Origin of the sequence: Salinibacter sp. 10B, assembly GCF_002954405.1 — a bacterium.
Taxonomy (GTDB): Bacteria; Bacteroidota; Rhodothermia; order Rhodothermales; family Salinibacteraceae; genus Salinibacter.
This window is the reverse complement of sequence record NZ_MQWC01000005.1, coordinates 117,018-135,679: the sequence shown is the minus strand read 5'-3', so window position 1 is coordinate 135,679 and position 18,662 is coordinate 117,018. Positions and strand designations below refer to the sequence as shown.

Genomic DNA, 18,662 nt, shown 5'->3' with positions numbered 1-18,662 from the left:
AGTCTGAAAGAGGATGGGAGGGAAGACCACCTATTCCGTCGACTGGAGACGTTCGACGTGAGTTGAAAGCCACTCGGTCAGCTCGTCCCGACTGACCCCGCCAGCCGCCACGTCAAGGATAAGACGTTCCTGCTCGCCAATGGAAGCAGTGATCTCCCAGCCGTTCAGTCTCAGGAATACTTCCATCGAGGCGTGACCCACCCGCTTGTTCCCATCTACGAACGGGTGGTTTTGGATCAGGGCAAACCCGAGCGCGGCCGCTTTCTCTACGGTCGAGGAGTACAGCTCCTCTTCTCCGAATTGCATCTGAGGTTGGCGGACCGCTGAAACGAGGGCGCCCCGATCCCGCAGCCCTGGGCTCCCTCCCGACGTTTCGATCAGGCGCCGATGGAGATCAAGGACTTCGGTGACGTTCAGGTATCGCACGACACTCGACGACTATAGAGGAGCTGATGGGACCACCCAAAAACGCGAACCCTCGATTACGAAAGGCGCCGATAGAGCTCAGCGTTCTTCGACAGCACCTCTTCGGCGGCTTCCTCATACTCACGGTCTAATCGTTTGAGTTGATCGTCGATGCTTACCTGCGCGACCTCTTCTAGAGACATTCCGAGCTGTTCGGCGAGAGTCTCCAGGCGGTCGGCGGTCTCGTCGGAGAGTTGGATCGTGAGGGTTTTCATGGCGCCGGATGAGTGGATGTCCAGAAGAGCGAGTGCGCGTGATTGGTATCTTGAACGCCTCATGTATTGAACGCGGGGTGCGGTAGACGTTTCCGTCTCGAATCAGAGGCGGGTGATAAGCTGAACACCCGGAAACCATTATGAATGGCAGGAACGAGTACGCTTCGGCTTTCGTGTTACGGTGTAACACAACGGCATTTTCTCTCCAATGCTCCTACCGCCATGAAGTCCACCGTGACCGTCCGTTTGGATGAGGACCTCGATCGGGAACTCTCCGAGGTATCAGAGGCGCTTGGCCAGAGCCGGAGCGAGATCGTCCGCGACGCGCTCCGGCGGCAGCTTTCGGTCCTTCGCTTCGAGGAGCTGAGGGAGCAGGTTATGCCGTTTGCTGAAGCCCGCGGGTACCTTACCGACGAGGACGTCTTCGAGGACGTGTCCTGACGTGCGTGTCTGGAAAAACCAATTCCTTCTCCAAGCGAGACTCGCACGGCCGAATAGCGGAAGCGAATAGATGCGAGTTTTTCTCGACACGAATGTCTTGGTCAGCGGTTTTGCAACGCGTGGGCTCAGCGCGGATGTCGTCCGGCTGCTTCTGGCAGAACACGAGCTTGTGACCAGTGAGGTGGTCTTGGAAGAAACCCGTCGGGTCCTGACCGAAAAGTTCGGGGTGCCCGGCGATAAGGCCGACCAGATCGAGAGCCTACTGCGCCGGCGCCACGTCGAGCCGGTTCCAGATTCGGAGCCTCCGGTCGAGATCCGAGATCCGGATGACGAGATCGTTCTGGCGTCAGCCATCGCAGCGGAGGCGGAAATTCTGATAACCGGAGACAAGGATCTCCTTGACATAGCCGATCAGGTCGATGCGGTTCGAATTATGACTCCGCGCACGTTCTGGGAAGAGGTACGTTGAGGAAGATGCTCTGAGCGTCTCAGGGGGGAAAATATAGGGGAGATTTTCCGCTATTACAACCGATAACCCCTCATTATCGGTCCTTATAATTTGGGAAAAATAACGAGCGTATAAAGCGGCGCTCGGAGGGCCGGCAGCCTACGTCTTGAGGAGACCTGCAAGCTCCCTCGGGGTAAGCACCTGAGGGCGCGCCGGCCCGAAGTCCTCGGCGTTCCGCGTGCAGATGACGTCAGTTCCGTACTCGGCGGCCGCCTCGCCAATGATCCCGTCTTCGAAATCGTCGTACCGCTTGACTGCTCGGACCGCTCCGGCGTGTGAAACCGAGGCCACGTCCAAAAACGACAGAGCCGACTCGATAAAGTCCCTTGCGACCTCGCTTCCGGCAGTGCTCCGTCCGACGTAAAACGTGTTAGTCAAGACTGTCGGCGTGACCGTGCCAGCAATCACTCCCTCCCGAGACCGGTCAAGAAGAAAGAGGCCCTCCTCCGCGTGGGTCCGGTCTAAGAGGACATCTAAAAGTACGTTCGTGTTGAAGAGAACCGTCATGAAGAAAGACGTCTAGACGTGCGGAATTTGAAAAGGTCCGGAGGCCTCTTTCAGGGAGCCTTTTTCAAGGGGCCCTCGTTTAGGGAGCTTTCCATCAAGAGGCGTGTTTCTTTTTGATCTCCTCCGTTAGCACCTTCTCTTCCCACGCCGGATCGTCGGGGTAGACCTCTCCTGCCTTTGCAAAAGCTCCGCGCCACCGCCGTGCCCATTCGGACGGCTTATAGTCCGCGAGTGACGAGTCGTCCGATCCTTCCGGGAACTTTTCCTCTCTGCGTTGGCGAAGCTGCTCGACCTCAACCGTGTCTTCTTCCTCCTGCTCCAACGCCGAGAACAACGTCTCGACGAGGCGAGAAACGCTCGTGCCGCGCTTCTTGGCGATGGCTTTCGCGCGCCGAGTCAGGCGCTCCTCAACCGACAAGGTTAGTTTCTTTCGGCTCATGACAGTTCCTACGTATGGGAATCTGAAAAGATACGTATAGGTTTGACGGAATGTCTCTTTCAGCGTTCCCCAGTGAGGATGAGAGGGTTGCCAGGGACACGCTCGTCCATCATGTTGAAATGTAGTAGGGAATCCGGTGCAGTCAAGATCTATCTTTCTAAGCGGCCCCTTTTTCGGACGTTTCTCTACATTGCTTGGCCCAGCGCGTCGAAGGGTTGGCCGTCGGGGCGTCCCACTATGACAGGCCCTCCCGAGAGAACAACTGAGAGTGAGAAGGTCGCCTTGTCGGTCCTATACTCAGTCGCCAAAAATCGGAGTGGTTCTCGTCCAGCGATGTCTCCGAAAGTTGCAACCGGCCCGCACAGCCTGGATGGGAATGGCGACAGGACGCTCTTCGAGTCAACGTGTGATTGACGGCCGACGCACTCGCCGCGAAGTGGTCCATCTTGCCAGATCTTTGCCTTATCGGTCCTTATAATTTGGGGGCGAATTTTTGGGATTCAGGCACCGGATCAAATACGAATACCTCGGCATCCTGGACCTGGAAGTTGGACGTGGTGTAGCTGCTCTTCGGAGACCTTAAGTTGATGATCTGCCAGGACGCCGGTTATACAACTTCTGGGCTTTGATCGCATAGGGATTAGACGAAGCTATTCATCGACAAGAAGTACAGCAGCGTCTTCTACAGGGACAACCGCTCCTCAGAGGCCGCTTGAGGTCAATGCGTTTGGCGCTTCCCCCCTGATGCCGATCGGGATGCTTGAGGAGGAAATCTCGAAGTGAGACTTCGAGCTAACCGAGCAAGGCTCTCTGACGAACCTTGCTCGCCTCTTCCAGGTAAGCAGACAGGCAATGGCCTCTCGACTTGCTAACTCAGGAATATTTGGCCCCGCCCCCAAGCTTCTGAACCGAGCGGATGCGGACCGACAGAGAGCACCCAATCTCGCAACACTCCGAGTTCCCCATGAGCGACTCTTCCACGCGGCTCGGCGCACTTGCTGAAAAGTGGGACGTGCCCGGTCCCGACAAGCTCAAGACTCTTCTTGAGCCAGAGCCTAGTGTGACAGACGACTTCTACGAGAGCAGTCTTCCTATATCTTCGGGTGACGGTCCTGCAGGAAATCGTTCCACCTTTGAGGACTCATCTCGAGAAGAGCGCAAGGCACACTTCGAGATCTACCGGATTGAAAGCGGTGATTTCCGCTGGCGCTTCGTAGACGAATCAGGACACATCCTAGCCAACTCGGGGGGCGCCTACCCGACCTCCGACTCTTGCTTAGACGCCATCGAGCGCGTGCGGCACCTCGGCCCCGAGGCAGAAGTCGAAGAGAAGCAGTAGCCCCGCGTTTCTCTTCGTCAGGAGATCACCCCTTCCAGTTCCCTTCTAGCAAGACCTCCAAGGCGTGCGGCTTCTTCTTGACACCTACGCGCTCATCTACGCGCTAGCTCGACCTGCAGACTTGAAAGAACCGGCCCTGAGCGAGATTTCCGATTCCGAAAACGAGGTCTTCTTCACTCCTGCCAACGTGTGGGAGATTGAGATCAAGGTCGCCATCGGCAAGCTCGAACGTCCGGCGGAGAGCGTCGTGAAGGCTGCTCGCTCCTCATTCGAAGAGGTTCGCATTACCTCTCCTCACGCCGCCCTGGCGGGGCAACTTCCCATGCACCATCGAGACCCCTTCGACCGAATGATCATTGCGCAAGGACTCGAGGAAAATCTCACGGTTGTCACGCCGGATGACGCTTTCTCCAACTACGACGTGGAGGTTATGGACTGCTGAACTGAGGGGATAGATTTCAGGAAGGAATTGCAGTTGTGCTCTGATTACCCGACCGCTAGGTACGTCGGTGGCGCCCTTCCTTCCAGAAAAACGAGAACTAAATGCCCCACCCCCCGTCTTCCAGTTGCACAATGTTCGCCTTGTCAGTGCTTATTATTTGGGGCGCTAAACGCTCGAAAAAATCACCCGTTGGTCGTCAGATCATGGACGGATAAGGCGGCGTCCTGAACCTGGAAGTTGGACATGGTGCGGTTGTCCTCCGGAGACCTCGTCAGTAGCCGAGCCCGAGTTTCTGGGCTTGATCGGTAAGTTTTTGCATTGCCTCTTCAGCCACCGCCCGCTGCCGCCGCTTGTACTCAAGCAATTTCTCTCGCTGAATCAGAAGGCGGGTGCCCTCGTCATGGAAAGGAATTTCTCCTTCTTCCAACAGATTCAGGAGGTAGCGGTGCGAAACGTTGAGAACTTCCGCGGCCTCGCTGGTGGTTAGTTCCTTATCTTCCATCGAGAGGAAGCGGAAATACGATTCAGGATGAAACAGCGTTATCGTCGGCGGCGCTCACAACTCGATCCAGAGGTCGTCGGGCCATTGGTGAAGGCTCTTGTTTCTCGGTTTCCCAATCGGAAATGGTTGCCTGCCGGACACCCATTCGCTCGGCGAACGCTGCTTGAGACATGCCGAGTTGATTTCGAAGCTTCTGAATCCGCCCCGGTGTCCACTCGCTTGGGGTCTCCGCCGGCGGTGCTGTTGAGGGCCGGGGCGCCGGCGTTCCTCGAAGTGCGCCGCGAGCGCTCAGGTCCTCGTCCACATCCGGCCAGCGGACGCTATATCCACTGGGGCTGATCGGGAAGTTCTGACGGTCCTTTTCGGTTGCGCCCTCAAGCCGCCAGCTCTAGGAAAGAGGGACACTCACCGAGCGCCCGTCTGTCAGCTCTAATGCAATCGACGAGTCCGTGACGTCCTCAATGCGTTCAGATACCTCCGGAGAGGGCGTCTTGTCAGCGGGTTCGTCGGTGACCACAGTGCTCATACCAGGCCTCCACCAATTGTGTGTGGTTCTCAATAATGATGTCTTCAATGTCGTTCAATTCGTGGCTGGCAAAGCCGTAATTGAAAGCCACTTCCCGTGATTCGAGCCAGATCTTCGCTTCAAAGTTCCTCGTTGACTTGGTGAGCCAGTGATGTCCACCGGCTCTACTACCGGTCTTCGCTGGTCTTATTCTTGGGGGGGCGCCCTCACGGGAGGCTTCTTCTCTGGCCAGAAGCTGAAAAGATTTCTCAAGGCTCTCCATAAAGCACCTTGCGTCTTCGATCGGCCCCGATCGCTTTTCGCCGGTGAGGGTCCTGCTGCCCCTTGAAGAGGTCTCGCCCGCAGATTCTCCCGCAGGTGGGGTCTCGGAGGCCTCGCGGTGCTCGTCTGGATCAGCCGTCGTCATGGGCTCGGAAGGCTCTTAGGATGGAAAGGACAGTTGCTCGTAGCCCGGGTAGAAAGAAGGTGTTTCCCTTGGTCATTGAGAACGGGATCGAATCACCGCCTTCCCTCCCAGGGTCGGCCGGGCTGGGGGTACCGTTCTCGCTCCGGATGTCCATTTTGTCATTCCTAAAGTTGATCCGGTAAAATCGGGTCTTGCAAACGAATCAGTACGGTGCTAAACCTTATTACGCATCCTGCGTTACTCATCTTGCGTAATAATAGGTATCACTCTCAAACAGAACGCGTTCGGCTCCCGTGACCAATCCCTTTTCCTACGGAGGCGTCGTCGGCACCTCCTCGTTCTGCAACCGCGAGGAGGACCTACAGGTTTTGCGGCGAACAGTAGACAACGCAGGACGCCTTTTTCTCTACGCCGAGCGGCGTATGGGGAAGACTTCTCTCGTGCGCGTTCTCCTCGACGAGTTGTCAGGCGAGGAGTACGTGGCCGCCTACGTCGATCTTTGGCCGACCGACGGACCGGCCTCGTTCACAAAGGCAATGGCGAAGGCGACCGCCGAGGCCTCAAGCACCACAGCCGAGACGCTTTTGGAAAACGCCCGCAGGTTCTTTTCAAGTCTCCAACCGAGCGTGACGGTCGACGAGTCGGGAGCCCCCGTCCTGAGGTTTGGATCCGAACGGCCCTCCGGCACCGACCCTGAGATCGAGGAGGTCCTTGCAGCTCCGGCTCGGGCCGCCGAACTGACGGGGAAGCGCGTGGTCGTCGTTTTCGACGAGTTTCAGCAGATCGCCACCTATGAGGCTGGTCGCGTCGAGCGAAAGCTCCGATCAGAGATCCAGCACCACGAGAAGGTGGCGTACCTGTTTCTGGGAAGTCGGAGACACCTCATTCGAGAGATGTTTCTCGACTCGAAACGGCCGCTCTACCGCTCGGCTCAGCACTACCCGCTTCGGGCCATTGATGAGGCCGATTGGCAGCCCTTCATTCGCGATCGGTTCGAGAAAGCTGGCAAGTTGATTCCCGAATCGGTCGTCCATGAGGTTTGCCAGATCACGGAAGGGCACCCGTTTTACGTCCAGCACCTTTGCCACGTGCTCTGGGAGCGCTGCGATGAAGGGGCCGAGGTTGACCCCGAGGACGTGCAGGAGGCCACCGGTATTCTGCTCGACCGGGAGAGTTACGCGTATACGGCGCTTTGGGAAGGACTCACGACCAATCAGCAGCGGTTTCTTCTGGGACTGGCTCAGGAGGAGGACGTGCAGCCCTTCTCGTCGGCGTTCGTTGGCCGGTATGACCTCAGCTCCCCCTCAAGCGCGCAGCGCGCCGCCGAAGCATTAATGCAAAAGGACTTGATCGACCGAGACAACGGCACGTTCGTTGTGCTGGATCGCTTTTTTCAACGATGGATTGTTCGCCAGCACGGAGGTCGGGGTTGACCCCATTGGCGGGAGGCTGATCAGACTGGGGGGGACTGTCTGCAGCATTGACCGCGCCGATCTCTTGGAGGACCCGCCGGTACTCCGTCACGATCGGCTCGAGAGGGAAAACTTACGCTTCGGTCCGAAACTGGAGCTTCAGTGCACTGAGGTCCGGCACCTTGAGGCTCAGTCCGTCGAGCCCCAGCGCCTTGGACGCGTCGCGCACCGACATCTCAAAAGCAGATTTCACGTTTTCCATCGAGCTTCCGTGGAGCCGGTACGCAATCACGGCGGCGCAAGCGGGGTACGTCCAGAACACAAAAACCAGAAGGAGAAGGGTCCACGTCGGGGTCATGGCAGCAAAGAAGGGAGTTTTGTGTGAGAAGTGTCGGGAAATCTCCGCTTTTCGATTCCGCCCTATTTAGATGGCAAAGGCCATTCCCGGACTGCCGTCGCCCGGGCTTTTCCCCTCTCAACGGATCAATACCGGGGGGTCGACGGCGAATAGGCATAGCGCACGTTTACTTTCTACCAATTCGGCCAGACTCACTACATAAACTTTCTACCCAAATACTCGACCTGCTAGGCTCGCGCGGCTCTCGCGAAATGTTCAGCTCTCCAGTTGCCTCAAAAATGCTTCGACAAACGCTGCTGCATCCGCTTGAAGTGCGTCGTCGGATAACTGGCTTACGGCGACTGGACCGATGCTTAGGGGGCTCTCGAAAAGGTCTCCTAGAATTTCTCGAGCCTCCTCCGCTTCACGGCGCCCCGACTCTAAGAACGGCCTAAAATGCCCAGCTACAGTCGGCGGTCCCTCTCCGTAGTTCCGGATCATGTAGAAGAGGTCGTACTTGTCTTTGTCTTTCCCTCGACGAGCGCAGGCAAGAGCCTTGAGCAGGACGAACGCACCCGGTCCGCATACCGGAACCTCCTGAGTAGCCTCGGCCCCACTCAACCGAGTGCCTGTAAGCTCCAGCCTACGAAGGTCTTCAAATGCGACCTCAAGCCCCGGGATGACAATGGCCGCAAGGTCCCCCTCTAGGTGCTTGATCGACCCTCCCTCCTCTTCTCCGGTTGGAGAAATGAGAAAGTCGACAGTTAGCTCGCTTGCGGTCTCGTGTCGCCAGCGCTGAGGTGTCGGATTCCCCTCTTCATTCCGGTCTGGAGCAAAGCCGCAGCGGACGAGCCGCGTCGAAATTCTAGTATACCGACCCTCATCGACCAGCCCTATGGCAAAGCCAAGATCGAGGTCCCGAGTGCCGACGTGCCTGCTGAGCGGATCGGTTTCGTCCGAGGTCTCTTCTTGAGCGAGGTCGACCAGAAGCGCCGGAACGAGTCCCCCTACGATTACCAGATCGTCCAACAGGTCCCCAAGGCGGGTTGCGACTTCGAGGCATCCGGCCTTCACCTGCCGGAGGTCTTCGGGACCGTAGTCCTCTGCAGTTTGCGGAACGTCATCCGCCGTTCTTTTTCCAGTTTAAGTACTCTTTCCTGATCGATCCGGCCGCCTCTTCCGAGCGTTCCGGATGTCCTTTTAAGTCCAGGTAGACCTGCACCGGGTGGACGTGCCGCACGCCCTCTCGCATGGAGTTCTCGAAGAACACGCCTTCGTCGTTTGGGACGATAAGCCAAACATTTGCGCCTTTGGGCTCCTCTCGAAGCCCTATTTCACGCTTCAGGTCTTCCTCTGGCTGCCTACTGAAGTAAAACGCCGCGATTCGAAACCGGGCAAACCGAGTCAAGAGCCACGCCGCTGCCAGCCCCGTTGCTGCGTATTCGACATTTGCTGACTCGAACGCTCTTGCTAAGCGCTTCGTTAAGTCGAGGCTGTCCTTCGATGCCACCGTGCCCTTTATGACTCGATGCTTCGAGAAGTCGTATTTCTCGTGCCAGGCATCGAGGAGAAGTGCGGGATCTGGCACCTCGACACGCCCCTCTTCATCGCGGCGAACGAGTTTTTTTTCTTCCAGACGCCGAACGACCTTGCTGGTCCACCCCCGCCCCACGACCGCCCGAGTGGCGATTTCCTTTTGTCTGAAGTGTTGGTTCGGATGAGCGAGAAGGAAGCGGGAGATCCGCGAGCTTTTCGGTGCAAACGGGTTGGCGGGGCGTCCCTTCTGCTTGAACTGGTTGGGCTTTCCCTCGACGTGGATCAAAAACGAGTCGGTACTCAGATGGGCATTTCCCGAAAGATCAATCCAGCTGACTTCCTCCTCTCGGCATCGTCTAGCGCCTTTTTCACCCATGTAGGGAACGACAAGGAGCGGCACGTTTCCATCGTTTCCCTGGGCTTTTCTCAGCTGCTCTATGGCCCGAGTGATCGTGGCGATATCGCTCGATCGCTTATATTCCCCGACCAGGATTTCCTCGCGAAGCTGAACCCTAAAGTCCCACATTCGGGCATCTCCCCTCCCAGAGGGTACCTCTGTTTGCCGTTCCACAGAGGCCTGCTCTTCTGTCCACTCTCAGCCTTTCGGCGTCGGCCTCATCCGGCGGTTTCATTTTGAAGAATCTCCCATTGTTGGCTAAATAGGCACAGTTGACCATCTAATCAACAAACGCCTTTAAGTCAACTCATCGGAAAAAACGCTCATGCTTGTCTTCAATGCATCGGCGCATCAAGATACGACACGTGAGAGTGACGACCTGAACTCCTTGAGTAAGTCCGCATTGTCGGTCATTTAGTTATGGGGGCACATGCGCTGAAAGCAGTCTATGTTTACTCTCGGGATCTCCACAACCGTCACACGCTCATTCAACGAACGACGCAGAATGAGATTTCTGTTGGCCCCTTCGATGCAGGCGTAGAGGAGGCGCTTTCGTCGGGAAAGGCCTTCAGGCTTGCGTTTGACTTGGCGCTTTCCCATGTCGTTACGTCCAGGCCGGTTCAAGCGGCCGAAGTCACCCAACCCGCTGCGCAGGCAGGCCACACATTGTTGGGGCGGTCGTGGCGTCAACAGGTTAGGGAGGGTAGAACAGGCCACCTGATCGATCTTCTAAAACATTCGGTTGAATTACATTCTGCCGCCCTCATCCTCCGACAATTCCACAGCACGATCTTCGCGCAAATCTTCCGTCACTGTACGCGACATGTTCTCTTGCATTGCACCCAACCGACTCTCATCCCTCATCGGGAAGACCTGCGGTCTGGTCCTTCTGCTTCTGACAACCGGCCTTGCAGGCGGGTGCGACCGGTCCCCCAGTGCTAAAGAGGAGCAAACACCCGTAGCCACCTATCGGGTGACCGGAGGTGCTGACAAGTCGACCGTATGGCACGTGGGCCCTGATGGGGACCAAAGCGTTGAGCGCGTGGACCTCCCATGGTCCCGTGAAGTGCCAGCAACCGAGGACGCGGTCCTTTTTGTTCGTGCTAACCGGGAGCTCGACGGCCCAAGCGTGGAGGTGTCTCTGACTGTAAGCGGTCCTGAGTCCAACAGGACCAACGGCAAGGACGACACGTCACGAACGGTAGTGGCGTCTGACAACGTCACCGTCGCCGGAATTCTTCGAAGCCCAAGCGAAATGAACCGTGTCAGGTACGATGTCGAGAACACTTACCGGACGGTCGACACCTTGCGGCGAACGATCGTAGGGTCAGAAGGGCAGGTAGTCGACACGTTTACCCGTCCCGATAGCCTTGCTCCTGACGAGTATCCGAGCGAGACTGACCGCCTGCAACCGGATACGACGCTCAGCATCCCTGGCATGGTTGATCCCAAACTAATTCTAGAAGTGTCTCCTCCAACGAGCGAATCCATTGGCGTCCTCGGGGCAGTTTACGCCTGGCCCTCGGGGTTCGGTGAGCCGCTGCTTCTGCGGTACGGCCTGCTCCAGTCTCGGGAGAAGTCTCTCATTCTCGATGCCCAGATCTGGTCTACAGCAGGCGAATAAGTCCTGAACCTTTGATTGTTCTCCCTCGACCTGCTCCACGGATAGACGTCACTTCGGTGTAGGAAGGATACTTCAGCTTTGAAGATTTCGCACCCAGACGAGGGTAGATCCCGTTCTGTACGTTCGCATTATTGGTCCATATTTTTTCGGTCGCTAATCGGCGTTAAAAGGCAGGTAGTATCGGAATTGACGCAACGTTCCTCAGGGCCTCCTTGCGGCGACGCTCCAGCCCATCGGCGGCCCGCTCCATTCTCCCGCTTCAGAGCACTCGGAGGTATTTGTCTCACCAATAAAGTTGACCCCTTGGATCGGAGATCTGGCCGATCCAAATGAGCACTCTGCTGTTTACAAGTGCAGTGCTTAAAATGGACAAGGCGGCACGTGCATCCTTTACTGCCGCGGAGTGAAAGCGGACCTTCCTTGTCTAGAGGCCCCCTTGCGGAGCCGAAGTGAGAGTTCAGCAGGTACAGGCGTCCAGCCGGGAACGCTATCGAAGAAGCGAGAGCGGCGTAGTTTTGGGCAGACTAAGGAACAAGAAATTAGAAACTGAAGAGGACCCCCCCGCAAGACCGAGCCGCGTGTCCCCAGAGATGGCTGAATCGATTGCTGTGTTAACCTGAATGAACGGTTCGACGGGACCGGCCCTCATCCGTGCTCCCCCGACGAGATTTATACCTGTATCCGCCTCTTTTCCGATCGCTGGCTCTCCCGATGTACGCGTAACTGCGACTCCACCCCCCACGTAGGGAACGAATCTCCCATTGCCTGCGCCAAATTCGTAAAACGCATTCAAGTCAACGGTGAGAACAGTCAAAGATCCGGTGCCCAGATAGAGGTCAATCGATGGGCTAAAAACGACGGGTATCGCGGTGCCGATGCGAGCGTCCGCTCCGAAAAAGAGCGTTCCCACATCAGACATATCACCCAGCGGCACCCCGATCCGTGGGCCAATCTTGAACGTGGTCTCTGTCGGCTCTTTCCCTTCTACCTTCGCTCCACTCTGTGACAGGACACTCTCCGGGACCGAGAGCCAGACCACAAGTGCTACTCGAATTAGGCTTGCTCTGATGTATCTCATACCTGAGTCATCATGGGTGCTGGTCAGAAGGTCCGTTCGGCTCCATTCAATGGGTAGAGCTCAGATGTGCCATATGATGTTTTCGGTCATATATGTTCTCAGGTACATCGGAGGTGGCTTCCGGACGTGGCTCCAGAATTGATAGGTCCGCAATACCGGTCCTTATAACAGGCGGCCGAAAATCCGGGCTGTGTAGGGCTCTTCGTCGTTCGCAGTTACCCTCCCTGCGCTTCCGAGCCGGAATCGGGTAGGGAGATAACCGGACGGTCGGCCTCCGTGATGAGCTTGAGCGACCGATCGCCAGCGAGAAACTGGACAATGCGCGACCCTCCCCGGGGATGGAACGCGATGGCGTCGACATCCAGACGACCGCTTGCCTCGACGATGCTCTCCACCACGTTTCGCCGATAGTCGGTCGCCAGTTCAGCGTCGGGGAACTGCTCCTGGAACGCCTTGAAGGACTCGGCGGCGAGCGTCTCCGATTGTTCCACCGGTGTCTTGTCCGGGACGCCACCTCCTTTCTCGATGACGTGGAAGACGGTCACTCGGCCGGAGTGGTACGGTTCGAGAGCTGCCGCGGTTGTCCGCGCGTCGTTCGGGTTGGCCACCGGGACGAGCACGTGGCCATTGATGAGATCGGTCATGTCGGTATCAGGTGAGTCGATAGGTCGCGATTTCTTCGGCACCACACGCCGGGCACTCGGGACGCCCCTCCAAGACCGTCGTTCCGCAGTTTCGACACTCGCGGAGGACGCCCTCACCCCCGAGCACGCATCTCACGAGTGTTTCGACCTCCTCGGCCACGCTGGCCACCTTGGAAAGGCCGGCGGGGGGGCGCCGGTCTTTCCCCGCTTACGGGCGGCCCTGAGGCGGCCTTCGTTCGCTCTCGGATCAGGTCCAGGGCGAACTCGGCGAGCGCGCTGAAGATGTGGAAGACCAGCTTCCCGGCCGAGGTCGTCGTGTCAATCCCCTCTTGCAAGGATCGGAACTCACAGCCCTCCTCGTCGAAGGCTTCGACCTTCTCGATCAGGTCCATGAGGGAGTGCCCGACCGGTCCAGTTTCCAGACGACCAGACGATTCCCTTCCCGGAGATGACTCATCCCGGCCTCGAGGAGCGCTGATCCACGGAAAAGAATAACCGTCGGATCGAGCGGAAACAAACGGCAGGAAGACTCATCGTCAGGCTCTGAGACAATTACCGCTGAGGACCAGGCACGTGCTCGCGCCGGCCCTCCCGGATCAAACCTTCCCGGCTGCCCTCCGGGCGTGGCGTGACAGAACGCCGAAATGGTGCCTTCGTCTGTCAAAAGAGAGGTGCGGCTGAGACTCAATTCAGATGGCTGTTTTATCGGTTGTTATTGTTCAGGCCGAGAACCCCGGTACTAACCGGGTTTGAAAGCGCCCGAAGATCCCGATTCCTCTTGCCTGTCCCAGAATCTCTCTTTCTTTCCCGCGTCCCGATGAGAAGATCCCGGGCGTTTTTTCGTGTTATTAAATACGGGCAATGTGGCCGAATGTCCAGTCAATCGGGAGGACTCACGCGCCGCCCGTTCCCGCCCGGTCCGGCGTGCGGGACCAATTGAAAAGCTCCTCTTCGAATAAAGCTTGCCGTTTTCATGCTACATCACTTCTGTCGTATTCTTTCCCGAGACGCTTTTTGCCGAGTCGTCGGGGCGCTGACGCTGGCTGGTTGTCTCGCCTGTGCCATCGCCCCGAGCCCCGCGCAGTCCCAGCACCCGACGGCGGTGACCTCGATTGTCAACTCAAGTGCCGACACCACCCTGGAGGTCAACTACAACGGCAGCCTCCTCGCGCCAGGAAGCTACGGCCCGACCTCTCCAAACGACTCGATTCCCGCCACCGGAGGAGGTACTCGCATGATGTGGTACCCGGCCAAGGCTGCCTTTCGCGCTGGACAGGTGGAAGTGGGGCTTCCGAATTCTGAGGCCTGGGATGCCTCGAACGTCGGAGACCTCTCTGTGGCGTTCGGCAAGAACACCGAGGCCAGCGGGGCTCGGTCCACGGCTATGGGGTACATAACGACGGCTTCGGGAACTGGGGCCACGGCGCTGGGGACCGAAACGGTTGCTTCGGGACTGTTCTCGACCGCATTAGGCGCTGCGACAGTTGCAGACGGAATCTCCTCCCTCACAGCCGGGGAAAATGCAAAGGTTGCGTCCGATAATACCTTTGTGTGGGCGGACGGAAGCGATACTTCCGCTGACAAGTTCTCCTCAGCTGACGACCCGAACGGTTCCGGCATCACCGGGAGCAAAACGTTCCACATCAAGAGCACGAACGGTATTCGGGTTATCACAGGCGGAGGAACGACCTATATTCCGGGCTCATCAACGGGTTGGTCGACCACCTCGTCCCGCACGGCCAAGACGAATGTGGGCCCGGTCGATCCGTCCGCTGTGCTGGCGGCCGTTGAGGCAATGGAAATCAACACTTGGGAATACAAAGACGAGAACGGGAACGGCCAGGGCACACGCCACATCGGCCCGATGGCCGAAGACTTTCACGGGGAGCTTTCCTACGATCTTGGCGGCAGCGACGACCACATCAACTCAATCAACGCCGACGGGGTGGCCCTTGGGGCGGTCAAGGGACTGGCCCAGAAGGTCCAGAATCAAAAAGATCAGATTGCAGACCTCAAGGCCGAAAACGAGCAAATCCGATCTGAGAATGAGGAAATCAAAGAGCGCCTTGCGGCCCTGGAGGCGGAGCGCTCCCCCTCTGCCCTGGCAGGCCTGACCGGCTCAAGCGCTGGCCTGCTGCTGGCCTTCCTCCTGGGCGGGCTTCTGGGCGCAGGTCTTCTTCACGCCCGCCGCCGCTAGGACACGCCGCCCCACGGGTCCGACGAACGGAGCCCGGCCTCACGCCCTTCCGTTTCGACCACAGACCTCTTGCTTCTCATGCAGCCCCGAGCCTCCGCCTCCATCCTGTTTTTCGCTATTCTGCTTTTGCTTGCCTCTCCCGTACAGGCCCAGCACCCGACGGCGGTGACCTCGATTGTCAACTCAAGTGCCGACACCACCCTGGAGGTTAACCACAACGGCAGCCTCCTGATGCCCGGCACCTTCGTTACCGACGGCACCGAAAACGACTCGATTCCAGCCACCGGCGCCGGCACGCGGCTGATGTGGTACCCGGCCAAAGCCGCCTTCCGCGCCGGGCAGGTCGACGGAACGGAATGGGACGCCTCGAACGTCGGGGACGGCTCGGTCGCCTTTGGCGAAGGTACGAAGGCCAGCAACGCACAGGCTACGGCAATGGGTTTCAACACAGCCGCGAGCGGCCAACAAGCCACGGCGATGGGCCTTGGAACGACCGCCAGCGGCGGTTCTGCCACGGCGATGGGAACTGGAACGACCGCCAATGCCGCTGACGCCACAGCCGTCGGTTGGAACTCGACGGCCTCGGGACTCGCCTCCTTAGCACTGGGAGTAGCCGCCGAGGCCGCCACCAACTATTCCGTCTCCATTGGGCAGTGCAATCGCACCAATACGTCAGGTGATAACTCCGTTTTCGTCGTCGGAAATGGCGATATCGACCTGTCCAACGGGAGCTGTTTTTTGCGCTCCGATGCCCTGACGTTGGATAAGAAGGGCAACCTGAGCATTGAAGGGGTTCTTAACGACGACTTGGGCACATTCGCTGCTCACATTCAGGGTTCGGAAAATGCAGACGCCCGCGGGAATCCAGCAGCCAACGTCGCCCTCGTCGAAAACACAAATTCAGGGGACGGTGGAGACGTCCTGGCGATCCAGGCCGGGGAAACCGCCAGCAACATTCAGGACAACACCAACTTCATCACCTTCTACGGCAGTGGGGATACCGACATGGGGGCCCTCGAAGGCGACGGGAACGGGGGCATCCAGCTCAATAGCGGGGGGGCAGACTTTGCCGAGAAACTGCCCGTCGCCGAGGGCGCGGAAGTGCCAGAAGCCGGTGAACTCGTGGGAGTAAAGAGCGGGAAACTTCGACTTAGCACGGGCAACGCCGACCGGGTGATGATCACCTCGACGGCGCCGATTGTGACCGGCAATGCCCCTTCCACTCCCGGAGCGGGGGACGCCCGCAGCGTGGCGGTGGCGTTTGTCGGACAGGTGCCGGCGAAGGTGCGAGGTTCTGTCGAAATAGGCGACCTGATCGTCGCCAGCGGCAAAGAGGACGGCACCGGGCGGGCAGTCGCCCCCAGCGAGTATCGCCGTTCAAAGCACGGCCCGGTTGCCGGGCAGGCCTGGTCGGCGAAGGAGACCTCCACGGTCGGGGAGGTCTCCGTGGCGGTTGGACTCGGGCGTAGCGGGGCCGTGGCCGATCAACTCGAAGAGCAGCGCAGGGAAAACCAGAGGCAGGAAGAGCAGATCGCCGATCTGAAGACCGAAAACAAAGAAATCAAAGAACGCCTTGCCGCCCTGGAGCGGCAGCATTCTTCCACGCTGCCGGCTGGGTGGGGGCCGGCGGCCCTCCTGCTCTTGCTGGTCGGCGGGGGCAGCTTCGGCGCCGGGCTTCTCTGGCGGCGCGAGGGCTGAGCGCCTGCCGGTGTCTTGTCCCTCCTCGATCTTCGCTTCAGCTCAAAGCCCTCTCCTTCCCATGTCCGTTTCTGAGCGCTTCCTTTCCTCCCGGCTTTTTGCCAGCACGCTTCTCTCGCTTCTCCTCGCGGGAGCCGGGGCCTTCCCGGCCCCCGCCCAGCAGGTCCTGATCGGCCAGGCCGACTCCGTCCGCGTCACCAACGGCGGCGTCTGGCACCTGCAAGGTGGGACCATGGACCTTGGCGGCGTGGACACGACCGCCGCCCTCGTCGAAACCGACTCGGCCCGCGTCACCGGCGGCACGCTCACCGCGACCCGGGCCCTGAATGGCCCGAGCTCGGCCAACCCGGCGGGCCTGGGGGCCTTCCTCAGCGCCTCGGCCGACCTTGGGGAGGTGACCGTCACCCGCGGCCACGCCGTTCAGACCGGCGGCGGCAACGAGTCGATCGAGCGCTACTACGACATCGACCCCTCCGGGACGAACTCTGGTCTCAATGCCGATCTGAAAATTGAGTACCGAGACGCGGAGCTGGGCACTATCTCTGACGAGTCGAACCTCGTGTTTTTCAAGTCGGACGATGGGGGCACGAGCTGGGCCGAGAAGGGCATCACCTCGCAGGATGAGACGGCAAATACCGCCACCCTGCAGGGCATAAGCTCCTTCAGCCGGTGGACGCTCGGGAGCTCGACCAGCCCTCTGCCGGTGGAGATGGCCGCCTTCGAGGCCGCCCGCGCGGGGAAGGGCACCGAGGAGGCCGTGCGCCTGCGATGGCAAACCGCCTCGGAGAGCGGCAATGCCGGCTTTGAGGTGCAGCGGAAGGCAGCAGGCTCCTCTGTAACGAAGTGGCAGACGGTTGGCTTCCGGGAAAGCAAGGCCGAGGGCGGAAGCGCGAGCGAGGCCCTGGCCTACCGGTTCGTGGACGAGGACCTGCCCTACGCGGCCGACACGCTCAAGTACCGATTGCGGCAGGTCGACCTCGACGGGAGCGCCGAGGTGACCGATCCGGTTCGGGTGGCCCGCGGGGGGGTCACGGAGCTTCGGCTCAAGAAGACGTATCCGAACCCGGCCCGGAGTCGAGTCACTGTCCGCTTTGCGGTGCCGGAGACGACCGCCGAGGGGGAGGCGCGCCTCCAGCTCTACGACATATTGGGGCGGCAGGTGCGGAGCGCCCCGACGGAGGCCGGGCGGCACAAGCGGCAGCTTTCGGTCCGAGATCTGGCCAGCGGCGTCTACGTCCTGCGCCTGGAGGCCGGAGAGACCTCGCAGACCCGCCGACTGACGGTCGTGAAATAGCCTGGTCCTGAACCGGCTGGTGGCGAAACGGACAATGACACGGCCGGCGGGAGGCGCCACTCTTCCCAGATGTCACCATTACAGGTGAGGGAGGTGAACGGCACCGGTATCATCAATCAGGGGCATGAAAAGCGACTCTATTTAAGAAAGAGAGCTCAAATTTAGATAAATCGATGAGCTGTTAAAGGATCACATTGCCTTTTGAAGTTAGCTACTCCGAGTCCGGCCGTCCCGGCGAGAGGCCGAGCTGCTGCATCAGGGCAAGGTTATCCACAACGCCCTCTTCCCGCTGCACCACGCCGTCTTCAATTTCGTAAATCGTCATGCCTGTGACTTCCACGGTTTGACCAGAGGCAGAAACTCCAAACATCTCTCCGTTCTGGAAAGTGCCTCGATACGTCCAGCGGACGAAGGCCTTGTTTCCATCGGCGACCACGTTGCGGATCTCAACCCTGAGATCGGGAAAGAAATGATGGGTCTTCGCGAGCATCTCCTTGAATGCCGCCGGCCCTTGGTAGGGCTCAGGATAGTGGGTGTAAGAGACTATCAGGTCTGGAGACGCGTATTCGTCTACGACGTGGCGCTCACCTGCATTCCACGCCTGTATAAATCGCCGGGCAATCTCTTCAATGTCGAAAGACGAAGACATGGTTGG

The 18,662-nt window shown here is 58.9% G+C and carries 22 protein-coding genes and 1 pseudogene; 9 read left to right on the top strand and 14 right to left on the bottom strand.

The window, feature by feature from the left end; genetic code table 11:
• Positions 1-30: 30 nt before the first annotated feature.
• Both BSZ35_RS18245 and BSZ35_RS18240 read right to left on the bottom strand, forming a co-directional pair.
• Entirely contained in the window at positions 31-426 is a 396-nt protein-coding gene (locus BSZ35_RS18245) for a type II toxin-antitoxin system death-on-curing family toxin (protein WP_105014035.1), read from the bottom strand.
• A 56-nt stretch (positions 427-482) separates the two neighbouring features.
• Positions 483-680 carry a ribbon-helix-helix protein, CopG family gene (locus BSZ35_RS18240; protein ID WP_105014034.1) on the bottom strand — a complete coding sequence of 66 codons (198 nt, stop codon included), beginning with the start codon at positions 678-680 and terminating at the stop codon, positions 483-485.
• 222 nt (positions 681-902) lie between these two features.
• On the opposite strand from BSZ35_RS18240, the gene BSZ35_RS18235 reads away from it, so the two are divergent.
• Complete coding sequence (locus BSZ35_RS18235) at positions 903-1,121, top strand: ribbon-helix-helix domain-containing protein (RefSeq protein ID WP_105014033.1); 219 nt, start codon at positions 903-905, stop codon at positions 1,119-1,121.
• Positions 1,122-1,191: 70 nt separating this feature from the next.
• Positions 1,192-1,590 (top strand): putative toxin-antitoxin system toxin component, PIN family, encoded by a 399-nt coding sequence (locus BSZ35_RS18230; RefSeq protein WP_105014032.1) that lies wholly within the window; start codon positions 1,192-1,194, stop codon positions 1,588-1,590.
• A 138-nt stretch (positions 1,591-1,728) separates the two neighbouring features.
• Here the strand turns inward: BSZ35_RS18230 and BSZ35_RS18225 are convergent, their stop codons facing one another.
• Both BSZ35_RS18225 and BSZ35_RS18220 read right to left on the bottom strand, forming a co-directional pair.
• Entirely contained in the window at positions 1,729-2,136 is a 408-nt protein-coding gene (locus BSZ35_RS18225) for a PIN domain-containing protein (RefSeq protein ID WP_105014031.1), read from the bottom strand.
• A gap of 94 nt (positions 2,137-2,230) precedes the next feature.
• Positions 2,231-2,575 (bottom strand): DUF6364 family protein, encoded by a 345-nt coding sequence (locus BSZ35_RS18220; protein ID WP_105014030.1) that lies wholly within the window; start codon positions 2,573-2,575, stop codon positions 2,231-2,233.
• 964 nt (positions 2,576-3,539) lie between these two features.
• Here BSZ35_RS18220 and BSZ35_RS18215 point away from each other — a divergent pair.
• Positions 3,540-3,914, top strand: coding sequence for a DUF1508 domain-containing protein (locus BSZ35_RS18215; protein ID WP_181149457.1), 375 nt, complete (start codon positions 3,540-3,542; stop codon positions 3,912-3,914).
• A 64-nt stretch (positions 3,915-3,978) separates the two neighbouring features.
• Entirely contained in the window at positions 3,979-4,356 is a 378-nt protein-coding gene (locus BSZ35_RS18210) for a type II toxin-antitoxin system VapC family toxin (RefSeq protein WP_105014028.1), read from the top strand.
• Between the two features lie 271 nt (positions 4,357-4,627).
• Here the strand turns inward: BSZ35_RS18210 and BSZ35_RS18205 are convergent, their stop codons facing one another.
• From BSZ35_RS18205 to BSZ35_RS18190, 3 genes and pseudogenes are all read right to left on the bottom strand, one after another.
• Complete coding sequence (locus tag BSZ35_RS18205; protein WP_105014027.1) at positions 4,628-4,858, bottom strand: helix-turn-helix domain-containing protein; 231 nt, start codon at positions 4,856-4,858, stop codon at positions 4,628-4,630.
• Positions 4,859-4,880: 22 nt separating this feature from the next.
• Positions 4,881-5,228: pseudogene (locus BSZ35_RS20255) on the bottom strand (helix-turn-helix domain-containing protein); the annotation flags it as partial.
• Positions 5,229-5,352: 124 nt separating this feature from the next.
• Positions 5,353-5,790 carry a DUF4160 domain-containing protein gene (locus BSZ35_RS18190; RefSeq protein WP_105014026.1) on the bottom strand — a complete coding sequence of 146 codons (438 nt, stop codon included), beginning with the start codon at positions 5,788-5,790 and terminating at the stop codon, positions 5,353-5,355.
• A gap of 293 nt (positions 5,791-6,083) precedes the next feature.
• Between BSZ35_RS18190 and BSZ35_RS18185 the strand changes: the two genes are divergently transcribed.
• Positions 6,084-7,223, top strand: coding sequence for an ATP-binding protein (locus tag BSZ35_RS18185; RefSeq protein ID WP_105014025.1), 1,140 nt, complete (start codon positions 6,084-6,086; stop codon positions 7,221-7,223).
• Positions 7,224-7,335: 112 nt separating this feature from the next.
• On the opposite strand, the gene BSZ35_RS18180 is transcribed toward BSZ35_RS18185, so the two are convergent.
• The 3 genes from BSZ35_RS18180 to BSZ35_RS18170 form a co-directional block, all read right to left on the bottom strand.
• Positions 7,336-7,560 carry a hypothetical protein gene (locus BSZ35_RS18180; RefSeq protein WP_105014024.1) on the bottom strand — a complete coding sequence of 75 codons (225 nt, stop codon included), beginning with the start codon at positions 7,558-7,560 and terminating at the stop codon, positions 7,336-7,338.
• Positions 7,561-7,815: 255 nt separating this feature from the next.
• Positions 7,816-8,613: a hypothetical protein gene (locus BSZ35_RS18175; RefSeq protein ID WP_105014023.1), complete on the bottom strand. Its 798-nt coding sequence runs from the start codon at positions 8,611-8,613 to the stop codon at positions 7,816-7,818.
• 46 nt (positions 8,614-8,659) lie between these two features.
• Positions 8,660-9,475: a type IV toxin-antitoxin system AbiEi family antitoxin gene (locus BSZ35_RS18170; protein ID WP_219846697.1), complete on the bottom strand. Its 816-nt coding sequence runs from the start codon at positions 9,473-9,475 to the stop codon at positions 8,660-8,662.
• Between the two features lie 820 nt (positions 9,476-10,295).
• Here BSZ35_RS18170 and BSZ35_RS18165 point away from each other — a divergent pair.
• On the top strand, positions 10,296-11,096 hold the full coding sequence (locus BSZ35_RS18165; RefSeq protein ID WP_105014021.1) for a hypothetical protein: 801 nt from the start codon (positions 10,296-10,298) through the stop codon (positions 11,094-11,096).
• 487 nt (positions 11,097-11,583) lie between these two features.
• Here the strand turns inward: BSZ35_RS18165 and BSZ35_RS18160 are convergent, their stop codons facing one another.
• From BSZ35_RS18160 to BSZ35_RS18150, 3 genes are all read right to left on the bottom strand, one after another.
• A complete protein-coding gene (locus BSZ35_RS18160; protein ID WP_105014020.1) occupies positions 11,584-12,174 on the bottom strand; it encodes a hypothetical protein in 591 nt (196 codons plus the stop codon).
• Between the two features lie 215 nt (positions 12,175-12,389).
• Positions 12,390-12,818 carry a universal stress protein gene (locus BSZ35_RS18155; RefSeq protein WP_105014019.1) on the bottom strand — a complete coding sequence of 143 codons (429 nt, stop codon included), beginning with the start codon at positions 12,816-12,818 and terminating at the stop codon, positions 12,390-12,392.
• A gap of 113 nt (positions 12,819-12,931) precedes the next feature.
• Positions 12,932-13,210 carry a recombinase family protein gene (locus BSZ35_RS18150; protein WP_258096793.1) on the bottom strand — a complete coding sequence of 93 codons (279 nt, stop codon included), beginning with the start codon at positions 13,208-13,210 and terminating at the stop codon, positions 12,932-12,934.
• 581 nt (positions 13,211-13,791) lie between these two features.
• Here BSZ35_RS18150 and BSZ35_RS18145 point away from each other — a divergent pair.
• The 3 genes from BSZ35_RS18145 (at position 13,792) to BSZ35_RS18135 (ending at position 18,007) form a co-directional block, all read left to right on the top strand.
• The gene (locus BSZ35_RS18145) at positions 13,792-15,015 is read left to right on the top strand and encodes a tail fiber domain-containing protein (RefSeq protein WP_105014018.1); all 1,224 of its coding nucleotides are present in this window, start codon (positions 13,792-13,794) and stop codon (positions 15,013-15,015) included.
• Positions 15,016-15,093: 78 nt separating this feature from the next.
• Positions 15,094-16,713, top strand: coding sequence for a hypothetical protein (locus BSZ35_RS18140; RefSeq protein WP_105014017.1), 1,620 nt, complete (start codon positions 15,094-15,096; stop codon positions 16,711-16,713).
• A 61-nt stretch (positions 16,714-16,774) separates the two neighbouring features.
• On the top strand, positions 16,775-18,007 hold the full coding sequence (locus BSZ35_RS18135; RefSeq protein ID WP_105014016.1) for a T9SS type A sorting domain-containing protein: 1,233 nt from the start codon (positions 16,775-16,777) through the stop codon (positions 18,005-18,007).
• Positions 18,008-18,218: 211 nt separating this feature from the next.
• On the opposite strand, the gene BSZ35_RS18130 is transcribed toward BSZ35_RS18135, so the two are convergent.
• A complete protein-coding gene (locus BSZ35_RS18130) occupies positions 18,219-18,656 on the bottom strand; it encodes an ester cyclase (protein WP_105014015.1) in 438 nt (145 codons plus the stop codon).
• Positions 18,657-18,662 lie beyond the last annotated feature (6 nt).